The following is a 17,156-nucleotide window of genomic DNA, read 5'->3' as shown; positions in this document are numbered from 1 at the left end:
CCGGTTCAATTGGCATTTTTATGCCATTGCGATGGTGCTCGCCGGGTGCTTGGCTTTCGCCTGGCTAGTGGCCCCACCCGTTGCCAGGCCATATGTAATCGTGGCTTTGGTTTGCTTGATGTTGCCCATCGTGGCCTCCCTGGCAGCCTCTACCTACGTCTACGATTACTCGAACCTGTATCGGCTCAATTGGCTTCCCTCTGCCTGGCCAGCCAATTCTAAAATCCTGACGGTATCTGCAGGCTTTGATGAAATCAGTTCGGCGCTACTCCGCAAGTACTCGCCGCTTGCCTTGCTAGCCGTGGATTTTTATGACCCGGCCCGCCACACGGAGGTTTCCATCAAACGCGCCCGCCGGGCCTACGCACCATTTCCCGGCACCCAGCAAGTTGACACCCGCGGTGCGTTGCCCGCGCCGGATGACTCCATGGATTTGGTTTTTGCCTTTTTATCGGCACACGAAATTCGGGATGCGGCGGAACGGGCCGCCTTTTTCCGGGAGTTGAAGCGCGTTACCAAGCCAGCCGGCTCCATTATCGTGACCGAACACTTGCGCGACCCGGCCAACTTCCTGGCCTATTCTGTCGGTTTTATGCACTTCCATTCCCGTCGCGCCTGGCACGCCACCTGCCGCGATGCCGGACTACAGGTGCAGCAGGAAATCAAAATCACGCCGTTGGTCACCGCTTTTATTTTATGTAAAAATGGAAGCGCAGCTTGAAGTAATTGGCTTCTTACTCGTAGCCTTGGCGCTGCTACACGCGCCCTTTGCCCGCTACTTCAATTGGCGGCAGGAGTTTGCAGCCGTGAGCCTAATAAACCGGCAGATGATGTACGTCCACACGTTCTTCATCGCCTTCACAGTATTGCTGATGGGTGTGCTCTGCCTCACTTCGGCCCCGGAACTGGTGAGCACGGTGCTCGGTCGCAAATTGGCCCTGGGCTGCGGACTTTTCTGGCTGGCCAGGCTGCTTATCCAGTTCTTCGGCTACTCAGCGGTGTTGTGGCAAGGCAAGCGTTTTGAAACCACCATCCACGTGGTTTTTTCCATCTTTTGGGCGTACCTGAGCACCGTTTTTATCTTGGTTAGCTTCGGGTAGATGCGCTAGCCATCATGCCTAGGCAACCTTCTTGAACTCCCGCGCAGCTAGAATCGCCGCGTGAGCGACAACCCAGTTCCACCTGCCGAGCCAGGATAATTGACTAAGCCCACCTCCGTGCGCTCCACCGTGGCGTTGCGATGATGCAGCAGGTTCCAAGCACTCACGGCCAAGGTGGCGGTGCCAGCTCCAATATTGAGAAACGAAACAGTTCGTTCGGCAGCGTAGGATTTGCCTGGCAGAATAGAATTAATGCCTGTGATTGGGGGCATGTCGGCCGGTAAATGGAGCGCACCCAACAGCGCTTGGGCCGTTCCACTGACCAAACCGACGTAAGCAGCTCCCCGTCCCGCATTTGGCTGATTAAACTGGCTGGCGTTGGCCAGACCGAGCATTACGTTCACCCCGCTCCACATTGCGGAGCCGATGCCGTAGCTAGTTTGAACGGGCACAGCCGTGGCAGAACCTAGAGTAACTGGAGAGCCGTAGGTGGGCTGAATCAAGGCACATTCTGCCAGCGTGAGCCCCGACGATTGCACCCAAGCGGCCAGAGCGGGCGTCCGCATTGCGGTTATTAAATCGTATTTGTGCTGCTGGTTGATTCGTTCGGCCACAGGCCGCCCCGCGGTTTCCGCTACCAAGAATCCCACCGCGCACAACCGCCCGTCGCGGTCGATGAAGCACGGGCGTCGCTCACTGGGGTAATCATGATTGCGCGGGAATACGCCGGCCTGCCAATAGGCGTGCAGCTTATCGAGCAAGTTGGCGCGCCGTTGAGCGAGCGTGGGACTTAGGCCGGTGGTTGACTTCTGACGTAGCAGGCGCTCGGCATATGCCAAGTGGGCTTGCACGCGCGCCTCGTCAGGGGTTGACGTGGTGGGCAGCTGGCCGGTCGCGGCCACGTAGCTAGCATTGCCTATCACCGCATTGACTTGGTCGGTAGCTAAAGACGCGGGCTGCAACTGGCAACCGCTTAAGCCTAGCACAAATAGTAAAAGCGTGACGATTTTTTTCATAAAAAAAGGAATAAGCGACTGGAACGGGAACGCCCCGTTTTCAGGCCTGACCGCCCCATGCTGCCACAGGTTGCACGCCCTTTTTATCATAGCGTAAATCCCTGTTTATATTCTCCTAAAAAACAGCCCAACGATTAACGCTTAATCTAATGGAGTCTGGCCTATGTTTCGGTGAGCACGGTTTTGAAGCCGGCCAGCGTGCCGTCTGTCGTGCGGCCCAGGGCGTAGGCGTGCACCTTGGCGCCGGTGCCTACGCGGTATACCTGCGTGCCGTCAAGCTCCTGCTTCATAAACATTTGCAGGGCCTTGAAGCGGTTGGCTAGTTCTACATCGCCCAACACGCCGTCATCGGCCGTGTGGTTTCGCAGAAATTGTGTCAGCTCCACTTTTTCCATGGCCGTACCGGCGGGCTCGCCCACAGCTTTCAGTAGCGCCGCTTCGGACAACTCGCCACCGGCGGCGGCATAAGCCACGGCCTCCAGTGGGGCCTCCGATTCACTTACGAAATGCAAGCCCTTCACCGCTTCCTGGAGCGGCGGCGGTATGACCGCACCAGCTTCGGAACCGGCTTTTGCTTCGGTTAGGCCGCTGCCGCCTTCCACTTTGGCGGCGATGGCCGCGGCCAGCTCCTGCATGCGCGCCTCGGGCACCTTAATCTTGGGATTGGCAAAATTCATATCCGACACTTTGGTCATCGGAATGAGGTGAATGTGGGCATGGGGTACTTCCAGGCCAATCACGGCAACGCCCACGCGCTTGCAGGTCACGGCGGCCTTCACGGCCTTGGCCACGCGCTGCGAGAAAGCGTGCAGGGCCGCCAGTTCGTCCGTCGGCAAGTCAAAGATGTAATCGGTTTCCTTTTTCGGAATCACCAGTACGTGCCCTTCTACCAGCGGCGTGATGTCGAGAAAGGCCAAATGGCGGCCGTCCTCGGCTACTTTGTAGGCCGGCAATTCGCCGGAAACGATGCGAGAGAAGATGGAAGGCATATAGTTTGGATGCTGATGGGCAGTGTGCTGTTGTCAGTGCGAATAAACGAGAACAAATCCGCTAAGGGCGAGCCAAACGCTAAAAAAGAAAGGGCAGCACCTTGCGGCGCTGCCCTTAAAACTGATGACTAACGAAATGGCTAGCGGGTGATTTCCAGAATCTCAAACTGCAGCTTTCCGGCGGGCACGGTGATTTCGGCGGTGTCGCCGGCCGATTTACCCAGCAAGCCTTTGCCGATGGGCGACTTCACGGAGATTTTGCCGGCGGCCAAGTTGGCTTCTTCCTCGGCTACAAGCGTGTAGTCGAGCACCATGTTATTTTTCAGGTTCTTCAGCTTCACCTTGCTCATGATGAGCACCTTGCTGAAGTCCATGTTGGTTTCGTCGATGACGCGGGCGTTGCCCACTACTTCTTCGAGCTTGGAGATTTTGAGCTCGAGCAGGCCCTGGGCGTCCTTGGCGGCGTCGTACTCGGCGTTCTCGCTCAGGTCGCCCTTGTCGCGGGCTTCGCGCAAATCTTCGGCGGCCTTGGCGCGGCCCCGGACTTTGAGGTCCTGGAGTTCATCCTTCAGTTTTTGCAGGCCCTCGGGGGTGTAATAATTGATGGTGCTGGCCATAAGATGTAGATGCTGACGGTTTGGCTAAAAAGCAAGGAGAACGGCTGGCACTGCCAACCGTTCTCCCTCCTTAGGTTCCTTGCAAAGATACGCAAAACGGGCTAGCTCCCCGCCAACTCGCCGGGCCGGGAGGTGAGAAAAGCCCCAATCTTGTGAACCAACACCTCGTTGATGCGGGCGTAGCTCTGGTGCGTCCAGCCGCTCACGTGGGGCGAAAGCACCACATTGGGGGCGCTGCTGAGAAATTCGAACCGGGCTTGCTGCTCGAGGGTAAGGGCGCCAAGCCGCTCGTTTTCGAGCACATCGAGTGCCGCGCCGCGCACGCTGCCCGCTTGCAGTCCCGCTATCAGCGCCGCGTGGTCCAGCACTTCGCCCCGGGCCGTGTTGAGCAGCCAGATGGCCGACGAAAATTGTGTCAGCAGGCCCTGGTTCACGAAATGATGATTGGCGGGCGAGTACGGAATGTGCAGGCTCAGGACCTCGGCGCGGGCCTGCAGTTCGGCCAAGCTCACCAGTGTGGCGAAGTCATCGGGCACGCAGTTGGGGTCGATATCGTGGGCCAGCACGGTGCAGCCAAAGCTGCTGAGCCGTCGCGCAAACGCCCGACCCATGTGCCCGTAGCCCAGCAGCCCGATGATTTTGCCGCCAATTTCCTCGCCCCGGTTGGCCTCGCGGCGCCACTGGCCCTGGCGCACTTCGTAGTCGGCCCGCGTGATATTGCGGAACAGGGCCAGCAGCAAGCCCAGGGCGTATTCACCCACGGCATCGCGGTTGCCCTCCGGCGCATTCAGGAGCGTCACATTTGCGGAAGCCAAGGCCGGTTCGTCAATGTTATCCACTCCGGCGCCGGCGCGGGCCACGTAGCGCAGGTGCGGGCCGTGCGCCAGCAGGTCGGCGGTAATGCGCAGCTTGCTGCGCACCATCAGGCCATCGTAGGGAAAAGCGGCCAGAGCCACGGGCACTTCGGCAGCCGTGAGGTTGGGTTGGTAGTGAATGTCGACCCCTATTGCCTGTAGCATTTCGTGCAGTGAGGGATGCATTTCATCTACTACTAAGCACACACTTCTGTAGTGTTGGGATACGAGTGCGTTTTTACCGTTCTCAGACATTTCTACTGGCTTCATAGCGGCAGGTGCAGGGCCTCGGGCCGTGGCTTACTCGGCAAGGTCATTCAAATCTAAATCGGGCAAAGCGGCACTGGCACCGGCATTATGCTGCCCAATTCGCTGGGTCAGTCCTACAAATTCGGCCACACCCAGTTGCTCGGCCCGTTTCTCAAAAATGGCATCTGCGGTGGCTTCGGGCGGCAGGCCAAAGGGCTTGAGCGCATTGCGCAGCGTCTTGCGGCGCGTTTGAAACGCCTGCTTAACCACCCGGAAAAACAGCTTCTCGTCGCAGTCGAGTTTCTCCGTTTCGTTGCGGGTGAGGCGCACTACTGCCGATTCGACCTTGGGTGGCGGCACAAACACGTGTGGCGGCACCGTAAACAGGTAGTCAATCTTATAATAGGCTTGCAGCAGCACGCTCAGGATGCCGTAGGTTTTGGAGCCAGGTGGCTCGGCCAGGCGCTGGGCTACTTCCTTCTGAATCATGCCCACCACTTCCCGCACCTGCTGCCGGTTGGCCAGCACCTGAAAGAAAATCTGGCTGCTAATGTTGTAAGGGAAGTTGCCGATGATGGCCAACTTCTGGTCTGGGAACATGGTGCTCAGGTCCTGGCGCAGAAAGTCGGTGGCATAAATCCGGTTTTCCAGCGCCGGGTAATGCACTTTCAAATATGCCACCGATTCGGTATCAATCTCCACCACACTGGTTTGGTAGGCCGGGTTTTGCAGCAAATACTGGGTGAGCACGCCCATGCCCGGCCCGATTTCGAGCACCTGCCCCACGCCATCCGGCAGTTGCAAAGCGCCCACGATATTGCGGGCAATGTTGGGGTCGGCCAGAAAGTGCTGGCCAAGGTGTTTTTTAGGGCGAACGGTATTCACGATAGTGAGGCGTAAAGGATTAACAGAACGTCAGGCCGAGCTTGCCGAAGCAACGCTCACCCGCAAGTACTTCATGCTGCCGCAGCAAAGCGGCAGAGATGCCTCGGCAAGCTCGGCCTGACGGTATTCTAAATCCCATCAAAAAAACCTTGCTACCTAAACAGTACCTTGCGGACTCAAATCTACGGCCTTCATTCCCGCTCATGCCCCTAGCCCTTGCCCACGTGGCCGCCGCGCCGGCCCAATCCACGCAGGTCTTCATCCTGTCGAACGGCACCACCACCCTGCCCACCGGCGCCGCCGGCGACCTTTCGGCCGAAGCCCAGGCGTACGTAGCCACCGCGCTGGCCGATGACCAGAAGCTCGTTCACCTCAACCATTTCAGCCACCAGCACTACTTTGTGGTGCTGGCCAAGAAGCCCACGCCCGAGCAAGTAGCCGAGGCCCTGCGCCGCAGCGGCCACGCCCTGCACGGCCAGTTGAAAAAAGAAAAAACGGCCGAAATTTTCATTCACAACCTGAGCGAAACTCCGGACGCGGCCCTGCTCCTCGCCGAAGGCTTGGCCCTGACGGCCTACCAGTTTGAAGGCTACAAAACCGACGAGAAGTCGCGGAAGCCCGCCACGCTCACCACCATCTCCGTCGTGGGCGACGCGGCCACGCCCGCCTCGCTCACCGAGCTCGACGGCTTGCTGCAAGGCGTCACTCTGGCCCGCAACCTGGTCAATGCTCCACTCAATAAGCTCAATGCCATTCAATTGGCCGAGAGCATTGCCACGGCGGGCGATGAGGCCGGCTATACCACCGACATCCTAGACCTGCCCAAAATTGAAGCCTTGCGCATGGGCGGCCTGCTCGCCGTGAACTTGGGCTCGCCCGAGCCGCCCACCTTCAGCATCCTGGAATGGAAGCCCGAAGGCGCCCAAAACGCCAAGCCCTACGTGCTGGTAGGCAAAGGCGTGGTATTCGATACCGGTGGCCTCAGCCTCAAGCCCACGCCCAACAGCATGGACATGATGAAGTGCGACATGGCTGGCGGTGCCGCCGTAGCCGGCACCCTCTATGCCCTGGCCAAAAACAACGTGCCGCTGCACGTTATCGGCCTCGTACCGGCCACCGATAACCGCCCCGGTGGCCTCGCCTACGCGCCCGGCGACGTCATCACCATGCACAGCGGCCTCACGGTGGAAGTAAAAAACACCGACGCCGAAGGCCGCCTGCTCCTCGCCGACGCCCTCAGCTTCGCCAAGAAATACGACCCCGAACTGGTTATCGACCTCGCCACCCTCACCGGCGCTGCCGTGCGGGCCCTGGGCACCGAAGCCACTGCCGTGATGGGCACGGCCGATACGGCGACCTTGGCAGAACTTTCGGCCGCTGGCCACCGCGTGCACGAACGCCTCGTGGAATTTCCGCTCTGGGACGAGTACGCCGACCACATCAAGTCGGACATTGCCGACCTCAGCAACCTGGGCAAGGGCGAAGCCGGCCAGATTTCCGCCGCCAAGTTCCTAGAGCGCTTCGCCAAAGGCTACCCCTGGATTCACCTGGATATTGCCGGCCCGGCTTTCCTCACCGCGCCCGAGAGCTACCGCGGCAAAGGCGGCACCGGCATGGGCGTGCGCTTGCTGTACGCGTTTCTGACAAATAAACTGTCGAAATAGCCCTTCATGCAGAGCGCAGCGGAGCATCTCGCATGCCACTAATAACCCAATCGATTGAGACATAATAGCACGCGAGATGCTTCGCTGCGCTCTGCATGACGTTCCTCTGATAGCAATGCCCCAAAACCTTCCCCGCCTCGGCTTTTCCGTGGGCGACCTCGCCGGCATCGGCCCCGAAGTCATTTACAAAACGCTGCTCGACGAGCGGCTCCTCAAAATTTGCACCCCGGTTGTCTACGGCACGGCAACGGACCTGTTCCACGATTTTCCGGTGGCGCCTGATGCCGAGCCGCTCATGTTCCGCCAGTTGCGCGACGCGGCGGATATCGCGCCCGGCCGGCTCAACGCCGTAACCTGCTGGGAGGAAGACTTTGTGCTGGCGCCCGGGCAACCTTCGGCCGCAACCGGCCAAGCTGCCCGCGAAAGCCTGCTGGCCGCCAGCCGCGACCTGAAGGCCGGTAAGCTGGACGCCATTGTCACGGCTCCAATCAGCAAGGACAATACCCAGGCCGACGACTTCCGTTTCCCCGGCCACACCGAGTTCCTGACCAGCTATTTCGGGGTACCCGAAAGCCTGATGTTTCTGGTGGACGAAAGCGGCTTGCGCATTGCCACCGTCACGGGCCACATCCCGCTCAAGGACGTGCCCGCCCGCCTCACCGCCGAGTTGCTGCGCACCAAAATCACGCTACTGCTCAAGTCCTTGAAGCAGGATTTCGGCATCCTGCGGCCGCGCATTGCGGTGTTGGGTCTGAACCCCCACGCGGGTGAAAACGGCCTGCTGGGCAGCGAGGAAGGTGATATTGTAACACCCATAATCCAGCAGTTTGCGCAGGATGGGCAGTTGGTGTTCGGGCCTTTCCCGGCCGATGGCTATTTCGGCACCCAGCAGTTCCGGCAGTTCGATGCCACCCTGGCGCTGTACCACGACCAAGGCCTGATTCCGTTTAAGCTGATGGCTTTTGAGCAGGGTGTAAATTTTACCGCCGGCCTGCCGGTGGTGCGCACCTCCCCCGACCACGGCACGGCGTATGGCCTGGCGGGGCAGTTCAAGGCCAATGAATCGTCATTCCGGGCCGCTGTTTACTTGGCTTGTGAAGTGTGGAAGCAGCGGTGGGAAGATGCCCAGCCGCGCTCGGCTCGCTAGGAGTTGCACCACCAATTCGGGCACCATTACGGGGCGCGCAACGTATAGGGGTCCGTGCAATTTGCCAGAGCAGGACTGACCTTCGGCGTAAAAACCAGCCGTTTGCGGCTGAAAACGCTAAGAAAGTTGGGCTTATCTTTTGGCAAAAAGCCGGATTTTCACTACTTTTGCCCCCTGCTATCAAGCCGACCGTGAAAAAAGAAAGCCAATACGACATCAACCTAGCCAAGCTGGCGCTGAAAACGCACCATTTTGAGTACGAGTTGGGTCCCGACTTTTTTGCCTTATTCGACCAGCCTTTGGTGGAACAAGGCAATCTGCACGCCGACGTGGAGCTCATTAAAACCGAGCGGCTGCTTACCCTCAATTTCCACATCACTGGCACCGTGCGCCTGACCTGCGACCGCAGTTTGGACGAGTTCGACCAGCCGATGGACATTGACGAGCAGCTCTTGGTGCGTTTCGGCGACGAGAACAAGGAACTGGACGACAACGTGCTGCAAATCACGCCCGAAACCCAGTCCCTGCCCTTGGCGCAGCACCTGTACGATTACATCGGCCTGGCGCTGCCCATGAAGAAGCTGCATCCGCGCTTCCAGAACGAAGCCGATGAAAACCCTGACGCTCCCACCAAGCTCATTTTCAGCACCCGTCCTGCCGATGATGCGCCTGATGACGACGAGCCGGCCGACCCGCGTTGGGCCGCCCTGCGCAACCTGAACTAAGCGCCCCGAGTCGCCCTTACTCGTTTACTGAAACTTCAAATTCCCTAATTCAACAAAACCATGGCTCATCCTAAGCGCCGCACCTCTTCCTCCGTTCGCGATAAGCGTCGCACGCACTACAAGCTTACCCCGAAGGCCGTTACCTTGTGCCCCAACACGGGCGAGCTGCACCTGCGCCACAAGGCCTACGTAGTGGATGGCGACCTGTACCACAACGGCCAGCTGGCCATCAAAAACTACTCGAAGGTGAGCTCTGCGCCCGCTGCCGATGCTACCGGCGACGACGAATAGCGCGTCAGGTTGTTAATTCGCGGTACCTTACGGTCCGGCTTCGCGCTTTTGTAAGCCTGCGGGGCCGGACTTTTGGTTACCACCCCTCACCCTGACCTCCCCAAACACCTTTTACATGAAAATAGCCCTCGACGCAATGGGCGGCGATTTCGCCCCCCAAGCCGCCGTGGCGGGTGCCCTGTTGGCCGCCGAACAACTCGCCGGCCGGGCCACCATCGTCCTGATTGGCCAGGAAGACGCCGTGCGACCCCTGCTTGATGCCGCTGGCCCTGCGGGTGCTGCCCTCGAATTTGTTCCGGCCTCGCAGGTCATCGAAATGGCCGAGCACCCCGCCAAAGCCTTCCAGCAAAAGCAGGATTCCAGCATCGCCATCGGCTATAAATTGCTCCTTACCGGCGAAGTCGAGGCCTTTTGCTCGGCCGGCAACACGGGCGCCATGCTCGTGGGCGCCATGTTCACGGTGAAGGCAGTGCCCGGCGTAATCCGCCCCGCTATTGCCAACTTCGTCCCTAAAAAGCACGACAAATTTGGCATCCTGCTCGACGTAGGTGCCAATGCGGAATGCAAGCCTGAAATGCTGGAGCAGTTCGGCGAGTTGGGTTCGCTCTACGCGCAGTACGTGTTGGGCATCGACAAGCCCAAAGTGGGCCTGGTGAACCTGGGCGAGGAAGAAGGCAAGGGCACGCCCAATACCCAAGCCGCGCACCAGTTGCTGAAGGCCAACCCGCACATCCATTTCGTGGGCAATATCGAAGGCCGCGACATGTTCAACGAAAAGGCCGATGTGGTGGTCTGCGATGGCTTCACCGGCAACATCTTGTTGAAAATGGCCGAGTCCATTTATGAGATGATGGAGGAGAAGAACATTCACGACCCGTTTTTCGACAAGTTCAACTACGAAGCCGTGGGGGGCTCCCCCATCCTGGGCATTAACGACAATGCCATTATCGGCCACGGCCGTAGCACGCCGTTGGCCATCTGCAACATGCTGGTGCAAGGCTTCAATATGGCCGAGTCCGGAATTGTGGACCAAATAAAGGCTACTTTTAAGTCCTAACACCCGCTTCGAGCGGGGGAAAACTTCCGGCTCCGGCCGGATTTTTTTTACAATTGCTTTCGTCACTCTCCAGGGCATAATGGGCGTTATGGTAGCGCTTTTTTATTCTGCTTTGCCCATTTCTCGCTTGCCCCGCCTACTTTTGCCCATATGAAGATTACTGCTGCCATCACCGGCGTGGGTGCTTACGTGCCCGAATATGTGCTTACCAATGCCGAGCTTGAAAAACTGGTAGAAACCACCGATGAGTGGATTTTGTCCCGGACCGGCATCAAGGAGCGGCGCATCCTAAAAGGAGAAAACCAGGGGGCTTCCGTAATGGGTATTAAAGCGGTACGGCAGCTTCTGGAAAAAACCGGCACCAATCCCGAGGACATTGACCTGCTGATTTGTGCTACCACCACGCCCGACGTGCTGTTTCCGGCCACGGCCAACATCATTTCCAACGGCGTGGGCATTACCAAGGCGTTCAGCTACGACGTGAACGCGGCGTGTTCCAGCTTTCTGTTTTCGCTGGCCACGGGCGCGCAGTTCATTCAGGCCGGCACGTATAAGAAGGTGATAGTGGTGGGCGCCGACAAGATGTCGTCCATCGTGGACTACACCGACCGCGCCAACTGCATTCTCTTTGGCGACGGTGCCGCCGCCGTCCTGCTAGAGCCCAACTCCGAAGGCTTCGGCCTGCTCGACCACGTGCTGCGTACCGATGGCAGCGGCGAAGCTTACCTGCACCAGAAAGCCGGCGGCAGCCGCCGCCCACCGTCCCACGAAACCGTGGATAACAAGGAGCACTACATCTACCAGGAAGGCGCCACGGTGTTCAAGTTTGCCGTGAAGAGCATGGCCGACGTGGCCGCCCAGGTGATGGAGCGCAACCACCTCAGCAACGACGACGTGGCGTGGCTGGTGCCGCACCAAGCCAACAAGCGCATCATCGACGCTACCGCGAACCGCATGGGCGTGGGCCCCGAGAAGGTGATGCTCAACATTCACCGCTACGGCAACACCACAAACGCCACCATTCCGCTGTGCCTGGCCGACTACGAAAGCCAGCTGCGCAAGGGCGACAACCTGGTGCTGGCCGCTTTCGGGGGCGGCTTCACGTGGGGGTCCATTTACCTGAAATGGGCCTACGACCCCAAATAAGCGCAGCCGCCGCACTTTTTTCACGAATTTTCCCACCCAACGGGCAGTTTAACGTTGATTGATACGCCAATTAGGCGTTCGATTTTAACCGTCAACCGCTAAATCCTAATTACCATGGCAAGTACCGCCGACTTCCGCAATGGCCTCGTTCTCAATTACAACAACGAGCTGCACGTCATCACCGAGTTTCAGCATGTGAAGCCCGGCAAAGGCCCCGCTTTTGTGCGCACCAAAATGCGCAACATCAAAACCGGCCGCACCATCGACAACACCTTCAACGCTGGCGTGAAGGTGGAAACGGCCCGCGTGGAGCAACGCCCCCACCAGTTCCTCTACAAAGACGATTACGGCTACAACTTCATGGACAACTCGACCTTCGAACAAGTGGTGTTGCCCGAAGCCCTGGTGCCTTTCGCCGACATCATGAAGGAAGGCCAGGAGGTTACCATCCTGTTCCACGCCGAAACCGAGCAACCCCTCACCGCCGAACTGCCCACCACCGTGGACCTCGTGGTGACCTACACCGAGCCCGGCCTGCGGGGTGACACCGCTACCAACACGCTAAAGCCCGCCACGGTAGAAACCGGCGCCCGGATTCAGGTGCCACTGTTTGTTGATGTAGATACCAAAATCCGCATCAAGACCAGCGACTATAGCTACGTTGAGCGCGTGAAGTAAATCCTAAGGCGTTAGTTACTAGCTAATAGCCCACAACCAGCCGCTTATTGAATATGTCAAATTCGCCCAAAAAGGACGCTGCCATGAAAGCCAAAGAATTACAGGAGCTGCTCGATTTTATTGCCAAGTCGGGCCTCAACAAGGTTAACATTGAAACCGAAGAATTTAAGATTTCGGTGCAGCGTGACCCCAACACCAAGCACGTAGTAAGCATGGCGGCGCCGGCCCAAAACCACGCCCCCGCACCAGCTGCCGCCGCGGCCCCTGCGCCCGCCGCACCCGCCACGGCTGCTCCTGCCGAGGCTCCCGTAGCCAACCACCGCGCCCTGAAGGCCCCAATGATTGGCACGTTCTACCGCAGCAGCGGCCCGGATGCTCCGGCTTTCGTGCAAGTAGGCGACATGGTAGAGAAAGGTCAGGTTATCTGCATCATCGAAGCTATGAAGCTGTTCAACGAAATTGAAGCGGAGGAAAGCGGCCGCATCGTGAAGGCAATGGTAGAGAATGCGACTCCCGTGGAGTACGACCAGCCGTTGTTTTTGATTGAGTAGTTAATACGTCTGTCATCCTGAGCGGAGCGAAGGACCTTATCACGCTGGAACGACCTGTTCTGACTTGATAAGGTCCTTCGCTCCGCTCAGGATGACAGTTTTTTTATTCCTGACTATCCCACCCAATGTTCAAGAAAATACTCATCGCCAACCGGGGCGAAATTGCCCTGCGCATTATTCGCACCTGCAAGGAAATGGGCATCAAAACGGTGGCCGTGTACTCGACTGCCGACAAGGAAAGCCTGCACGTGAAGTTTGCCGACGAAGCCGTGTGCATCGGCCCGCCCGCTTCGTCGCAGTCCTACCTGAGCATGCCCAACCTGATTTCGGCCGCCGAAATCACCAACGCCGACGCCATTCACCCCGGCTACGGTTTCCTATCGGAAAACGCGGAATTCTCGCGCATCTGCGCCGAAAACGGCATCAAGTTCATCGGGGCCTCGCCCGAGATGATTAACCAGATGGGCGACAAGGCCACGGCCAAAGCCACGATGATTAAGGCCGGCGTGCCCTGCATTCCCGGCTCGGTGGGCTTGCTGGATTCGGTGGAGCAGGGCAAGAAAATTGCCAACAAAATCAAATACCCCGTCATTCTGAAGGCCACGGCCGGTGGCGGCGGGCGCGGCATGCGCATCATCCACTCCGACGACGAATTCCAGAAGGCCTGGGACGATGCCCGGACGGAATCCAAGGCGGCGTTCGGCAACGACGGCATGTACCTGGAGAAGTTTGTGGTGGAGCCCCGCCACATCGAGGTACAGATTGTGGGCGACCAGTTCGGCCACGTTTGCCACCTGTCGGAGCGCGACTGCAGCATCCAGCGCCGCCACCAGAAACTGGTGGAAGAAGCACCTTCCCCGTTCATGACCGACGCCTTGCGCGAGAAAATGGGCAAAGCCGCCGTGGCCGGCGCTTCGGCCATTGGCTACGAGGGCGTGGGCACCATTGAATTCCTGGTGGATGCCAACCGCGACTTCTACTTCATGGAGATGAACACCCGCATCCAGGTGGAGCACCCGGTGACGGAGGAAATCATCAACTACGACCTCATTAAGGAGCAAATCAAGGTGGCGGCGGGCATCCCGATTTCGGGCAAAAACTACTTCCCGAAGATGCACGCCATGGAGTGCCGCATCAACGCCGAGGACCCGCGCAACGGCTTCCGCCCCGCACCGGGCAAAATCACAACGCTGCACATCCCCGGTGGCCACGGCGTGCGCGTGGATACGCACGTGTACGCGGGCTACACCATCCCGCCCAATTACGATTCGATGATTGCCAAGCTCATCACCGTGGCTCAAACCCGCGAGGAGTGCATCGTAAAAATGAAGCGCGCCCTGAGCGAGTTCGTGGTAGAAGGAGTGAAAACGACTATCCCCTTCCACCTAGCGCTGATGGACAACGCGCAGTTCAACGAGGGCAATTTCACGACGGCATTTCTGGAGCAGTCGTTTGATTTCTCGACGATTTAGACTTTAATCTACTATTTGACAGCAGCGCCTAACCCAAAATGGTTAGGCGCTGCTGTTTACAGTTTTTCATTATCGCAATGAAGAGAGTATTCCAATCCGTCATTTTCCTAGGAATCGGTGTGTTGCTAGGCAGCTGCGCCGATGAATGCAACGGCAGCATCGAAACCACGGTGCTCTATGCCAAGCCGGGGCCTAAAGCGGTGGGCCGGTCCATCTATGTGAACGTGGTGAACAAGCCGGATTTGGGCATTAAGCAACGCCTGATGTACGAGGGGAAGGAGTTTGGCACTTTTGAGCACGTTGTCATCATCAGCGACCCCACCAACCGCTTTGCTTCGAACCGTACTATTTGCTTCTCTAAGTTTCGGCAGGAAGCGGCCACTACGGGCGGCGATTTAACAGAGGAAGGGCTGCCGGTTATCACAGTGGAGTAGTACGGGCGACATTATCATTGCCGACTCTACTAGAAAACTGCTGCAACATGATAAAATACGTCTTGCTAAGCCTCCTGCTAAGTGGAGCTATGCCAGCCTTTAGCCAGGGGCTCGATACTGTTTTTGCCGTGCACAAGCTGTTTCGCGAGAAGCGCGCTAGTGGCCAGGGCCTACAATCAATCAGGGATAGTTCGGCAGTAAAGGCACTTTATGCCGAGCGTGTTGGCAGGCCCCGCACGGCCCAGGAGGCCCGACAGGACGCCTTGGCCAGCACCGCATTTACGATTGCGGGCACATTGAAGGCCAGTGACTACAGCACCGAAAACGAGGCGGCTATCATTCGGCGCTACAACAATGGCGAGTCCATACCACCGGCCATTCGGCGCAAGCTGAAGCGCAAACATTTCCACCGCACCACCAGCGACGTGCTGAATCCTTGATATTGATTTAAACGCCCCCGCCGCTTTGCGCCGGGGGCGTTCAGCTTTCTGGCTACCTTTGTCCCACCAAATTCCCATCCCACCTTAATTCCCAAAATACCCCTCCTAATATGGCACGAGTGGAAATGACGATGCCCAAAATGGGCGAAAGCATCATGGAAGGCACCGTCCTGAAATGGCTCAAGCAAGTTGGCGACTCCATTGAGCAGGACGAATCAGTGCTGGAAGTAGCCACTGACAAAGTTGATACCGAAGTTCCCGCCATTTACGCGGGCGTGTTGCAGGAGATTTTGGTGCAGGAAGGCCAGGTCGTGGCCGTGGGTGCGCCCATCGCCATTATGGAAACTGATGCTGCCGCGGCAGTTGCCGCCGCCCCGGCCAGTGCCCCCACCGCGCCGCAAGCGGCAGCTGCACCCTCTAGCAACGGCAGTCCCGCAGCTGCTGTGCCCTACCTGCCCGAGCCCCACGACCCACAAGCCAGCCAGCAGGCGGCAGTGCACCAGCCCGGCCGCTTTCTTTCGCCGCTGGTGCTCAGCATTGCCCGCGAAGAGGGCGTGAGCATGACCGACCTAGAGTACCTGCCCGGCACAGGCAAAGAAGGCCGAGTAACCAAAAAAGATATTCTGGACTACGTAGCCAGCGGCAAACAGCCCCTGACCCCCAGTGCGGCTCCCGCGGCTGTTGCGACGGCTCCTGCGCCGGTTGCCCAGGCACATCCCCAGTCAGCTACCACTCCGGCCCCGGCTGCTACACCCGCTGCATCGGCTCCCAGCACCAAAGCCATGCCCAGTGTCAGCGGCGGCCAAGAGCTGATTGAGATGGACCGCATGCGCAAGATGATTGCGCAGCGCATGGTGGACTCGAAGCGCATTTCGCCGCACGTCACCAGCTTCGTGGAAGCCGACGTGACGAACCTCGTGAACTGGCGCAACAAGCACAAGGATGCCTACAAGAAGCGCGAGGGCGAAAACCTCACCTTCACGCCCATCTTCATCCAGGCCGTGGCCCGCGCCATTCAGGACTACCCGATGATTAACGTGTCGATTGACGGCGACTACATCATCAAGAAGCGCGACATCAACATCGGCGTGGCCGTGGCCCTGCCCAGCGGCAACCTCATTGTGCCGGTGATTCACAACGCCGACCAGCTGAACCTGAATGGCCTGAGCAAAAAGATGAACGACCTGGCCAACCGGGCCCGTGCCAACAAGCTCACCCCCGCCGACCTCGAAGGCGGCACCTACACGCTGAGCAACGTGGGTTCGTTCGGCAACGTGATGGGCACGCCCATCATCATGCAGCCGCAAGTGGCCATCATGGCCGTAGGCGCCATCAAGAAGAAGCCCGCCGTGATTGAAACGCCGCAGGGCGACCTCATCGGCGTGCGCCAGTTTATGTTCCTCTCCCACAGCTACGACCACCGCGTGGTAGATGGCTCGCTCGGCGGCATGTTCGTGCGCAAAGTGGCCGATTACCTGGAGCAGTTCGACCCGAATACGGCCATTTAAAGATATTGAGACCTTAGTTGAACGTCATGCTGAGCTTGTCGAAGCATCTCTACCGCAGTAGTAATTGATATTACTATTGCGGTAGAGATGCTTCGACAAGCTCAGCATGACGTTCTTATTTAAAGAAACGTACATGAAAAACATCTTTGTTTTAGGCGCCCTCGTCCTGGCTTTGGGCCTGATTGGCTATTTATACCAGCACCTTTCGGCCACCCAAAAAGCTCTACAGGCTTCCGAGCAGCGATTCTCTGATTGCGAGAAAGTGACTTTTCAACTGCAGAATCAATTGGCCACCATGCAGAAGAAGGCGGGCCAGCCGCCGCAATAGTATCA

Annotated in this window: 20 protein-coding genes; 15 read left to right on the top strand and 5 right to left on the bottom strand. The window is 58.4% G+C overall.

Going from position 1 to position 17,156, the window contains the following annotated elements; all coding sequences use genetic code 11:
- The first annotated feature begins 118 nt into the window (after positions 1 to 118).
- The gene (locus I2I05_RS09250) at positions 119 to 721 is read left to right on the top strand and encodes a class I SAM-dependent methyltransferase (protein WP_230688264.1); all 603 of its coding nucleotides are present in this window, start codon (positions 119 to 121) and stop codon (positions 719 to 721) included.
- Positions 705 to 1,100, top strand: a complete 396-nt coding sequence (locus I2I05_RS09245) for a hypothetical protein (protein ID WP_196281940.1) — start codon at positions 705 to 707, stop codon at positions 1,098 to 1,100. The genes I2I05_RS09250 and I2I05_RS09245 overlap by 17 nt, the downstream gene beginning before the upstream one ends.
- Before the next feature lie 47 nt (positions 1,101 to 1,147).
- Here the strand turns inward: I2I05_RS09245 and I2I05_RS09240 are convergent, their stop codons facing one another.
- The 5 genes from I2I05_RS09240 to rsmA all read right to left on the bottom strand — a co-directional run bounded on the left by I2I05_RS09240 (position 1,148) and on the right by rsmA (position 5,710).
- The gene (locus I2I05_RS09240; RefSeq protein WP_196281939.1) at positions 1,148 to 2,116 is read right to left on the bottom strand and encodes a lipoprotein; all 969 of its coding nucleotides are present in this window, start codon (positions 2,114 to 2,116) and stop codon (positions 1,148 to 1,150) included.
- Between the two features lie 161 nt (positions 2,117 to 2,277).
- Positions 2,278 to 3,105, bottom strand: a complete 828-nt coding sequence (locus I2I05_RS22330; protein WP_196281938.1) for a nuclease A inhibitor family protein — start codon at positions 3,103 to 3,105, stop codon at positions 2,278 to 2,280.
- 140 nt (positions 3,106 to 3,245) lie between these two features.
- A complete protein-coding gene (gene greA / locus I2I05_RS09230) occupies positions 3,246 to 3,722 on the bottom strand; it encodes a transcription elongation factor GreA (RefSeq protein ID WP_196281937.1) in 477 nt (158 codons plus the stop codon).
- Positions 3,723 to 3,823: 101 nt separating this feature from the next.
- Positions 3,824 to 4,831, bottom strand: a complete 1,008-nt coding sequence (locus I2I05_RS09225) for an NAD(P)-dependent oxidoreductase (RefSeq protein WP_196282041.1) — start codon at positions 4,829 to 4,831, stop codon at positions 3,824 to 3,826.
- Positions 4,832 to 4,876: 45 nt separating this feature from the next.
- Entirely contained in the window at positions 4,877 to 5,710 is an 834-nt protein-coding gene (gene rsmA, locus I2I05_RS09220) for a 16S rRNA (adenine(1518)-N(6)/adenine(1519)-N(6))-dimethyltransferase RsmA (RefSeq protein ID WP_196281936.1), read from the bottom strand.
- Between the two features lie 203 nt (positions 5,711 to 5,913).
- Here rsmA and I2I05_RS09215 point away from each other — a divergent pair, with 203 nt between their 5' ends.
- The 13 genes from I2I05_RS09215 to I2I05_RS09155 all read left to right on the top strand — a co-directional run bounded on the left by I2I05_RS09215 (position 5,914) and on the right by I2I05_RS09155 (position 17,151).
- A complete protein-coding gene (locus tag I2I05_RS09215) occupies positions 5,914 to 7,374 on the top strand; it encodes a leucyl aminopeptidase family protein (protein ID WP_196281935.1) in 1,461 nt (486 codons plus the stop codon).
- A 115-nt stretch (positions 7,375 to 7,489) separates the two neighbouring features.
- Positions 7,490 to 8,521 (top strand): 4-hydroxythreonine-4-phosphate dehydrogenase PdxA, encoded by a 1,032-nt coding sequence (gene pdxA / locus I2I05_RS09210; protein WP_196281934.1) that lies wholly within the window; start codon positions 7,490 to 7,492, stop codon positions 8,519 to 8,521.
- A gap of 191 nt (positions 8,522 to 8,712) precedes the next feature.
- Positions 8,713 to 9,246, top strand: coding sequence for a YceD family protein (locus I2I05_RS09205; protein WP_196281933.1), 534 nt, complete (start codon positions 8,713 to 8,715; stop codon positions 9,244 to 9,246).
- 60 nt (positions 9,247 to 9,306) lie between these two features.
- Positions 9,307 to 9,537: a 50S ribosomal protein L32 gene (gene rpmF / locus I2I05_RS09200; protein ID WP_196281932.1), complete on the top strand. Its 231-nt coding sequence runs from the start codon at positions 9,307 to 9,309 to the stop codon at positions 9,535 to 9,537.
- A 115-nt stretch (positions 9,538 to 9,652) separates the two neighbouring features.
- Entirely contained in the window at positions 9,653 to 10,594 is a 942-nt protein-coding gene (plsX, locus tag I2I05_RS09195) for a phosphate acyltransferase PlsX (RefSeq protein ID WP_196281931.1), read from the top strand.
- A 150-nt stretch (positions 10,595 to 10,744) separates the two neighbouring features.
- On the top strand, positions 10,745 to 11,740 hold the full coding sequence (locus tag I2I05_RS09190) for a beta-ketoacyl-ACP synthase III (RefSeq protein WP_196281930.1): 996 nt from the start codon (positions 10,745 to 10,747) through the stop codon (positions 11,738 to 11,740).
- 114 nt (positions 11,741 to 11,854) lie between these two features.
- On the top strand, positions 11,855 to 12,418 hold the full coding sequence (gene efp, locus I2I05_RS09185; protein WP_196281929.1) for an elongation factor P: 564 nt from the start codon (positions 11,855 to 11,857) through the stop codon (positions 12,416 to 12,418).
- An 83-nt stretch (positions 12,419 to 12,501) separates the two neighbouring features.
- On the top strand, positions 12,502 to 12,969 hold the full coding sequence (gene accB, locus I2I05_RS09180) for an acetyl-CoA carboxylase biotin carboxyl carrier protein (RefSeq protein WP_196282040.1): 468 nt from the start codon (positions 12,502 to 12,504) through the stop codon (positions 12,967 to 12,969).
- 125 nt (positions 12,970 to 13,094) lie between these two features.
- Entirely contained in the window at positions 13,095 to 14,441 is a 1,347-nt protein-coding gene (gene accC, locus I2I05_RS09175) for an acetyl-CoA carboxylase biotin carboxylase subunit (RefSeq protein WP_196281928.1), read from the top strand.
- Between the two features lie 77 nt (positions 14,442 to 14,518).
- Complete coding sequence (locus tag I2I05_RS09170; protein WP_196281927.1) at positions 14,519 to 14,875, top strand: hypothetical protein; 357 nt, start codon at positions 14,519 to 14,521, stop codon at positions 14,873 to 14,875.
- An 89-nt stretch (positions 14,876 to 14,964) separates the two neighbouring features.
- Positions 14,965 to 15,315, top strand: a complete 351-nt coding sequence (locus I2I05_RS09165; protein WP_196281926.1) for a hypothetical protein — start codon at positions 14,965 to 14,967, stop codon at positions 15,313 to 15,315.
- A gap of 110 nt (positions 15,316 to 15,425) precedes the next feature.
- The gene (locus I2I05_RS09160) at positions 15,426 to 16,823 is read left to right on the top strand and encodes a dihydrolipoamide acetyltransferase family protein (RefSeq protein WP_196281925.1); all 1,398 of its coding nucleotides are present in this window, start codon (positions 15,426 to 15,428) and stop codon (positions 16,821 to 16,823) included.
- Positions 16,824 to 16,956: 133 nt separating this feature from the next.
- The gene (locus I2I05_RS09155) at positions 16,957 to 17,151 is read left to right on the top strand and encodes a hypothetical protein (protein ID WP_196281924.1); all 195 of its coding nucleotides are present in this window, start codon (positions 16,957 to 16,959) and stop codon (positions 17,149 to 17,151) included.
- Positions 17,152 to 17,156 lie beyond the last annotated feature (5 nt).

Origin of the sequence: Hymenobacter jeongseonensis, from assembly GCF_015694725.1 — a bacterium.
In the GTDB taxonomy this organism is placed as follows: Bacteria; Bacteroidota; Bacteroidia; order Cytophagales; family Hymenobacteraceae; genus Hymenobacter; species Hymenobacter jeongseonensis.
Note: the sequence above shows the minus strand (reverse complement) of the source record. Positions and strands in the feature narration are given on the sequence as shown.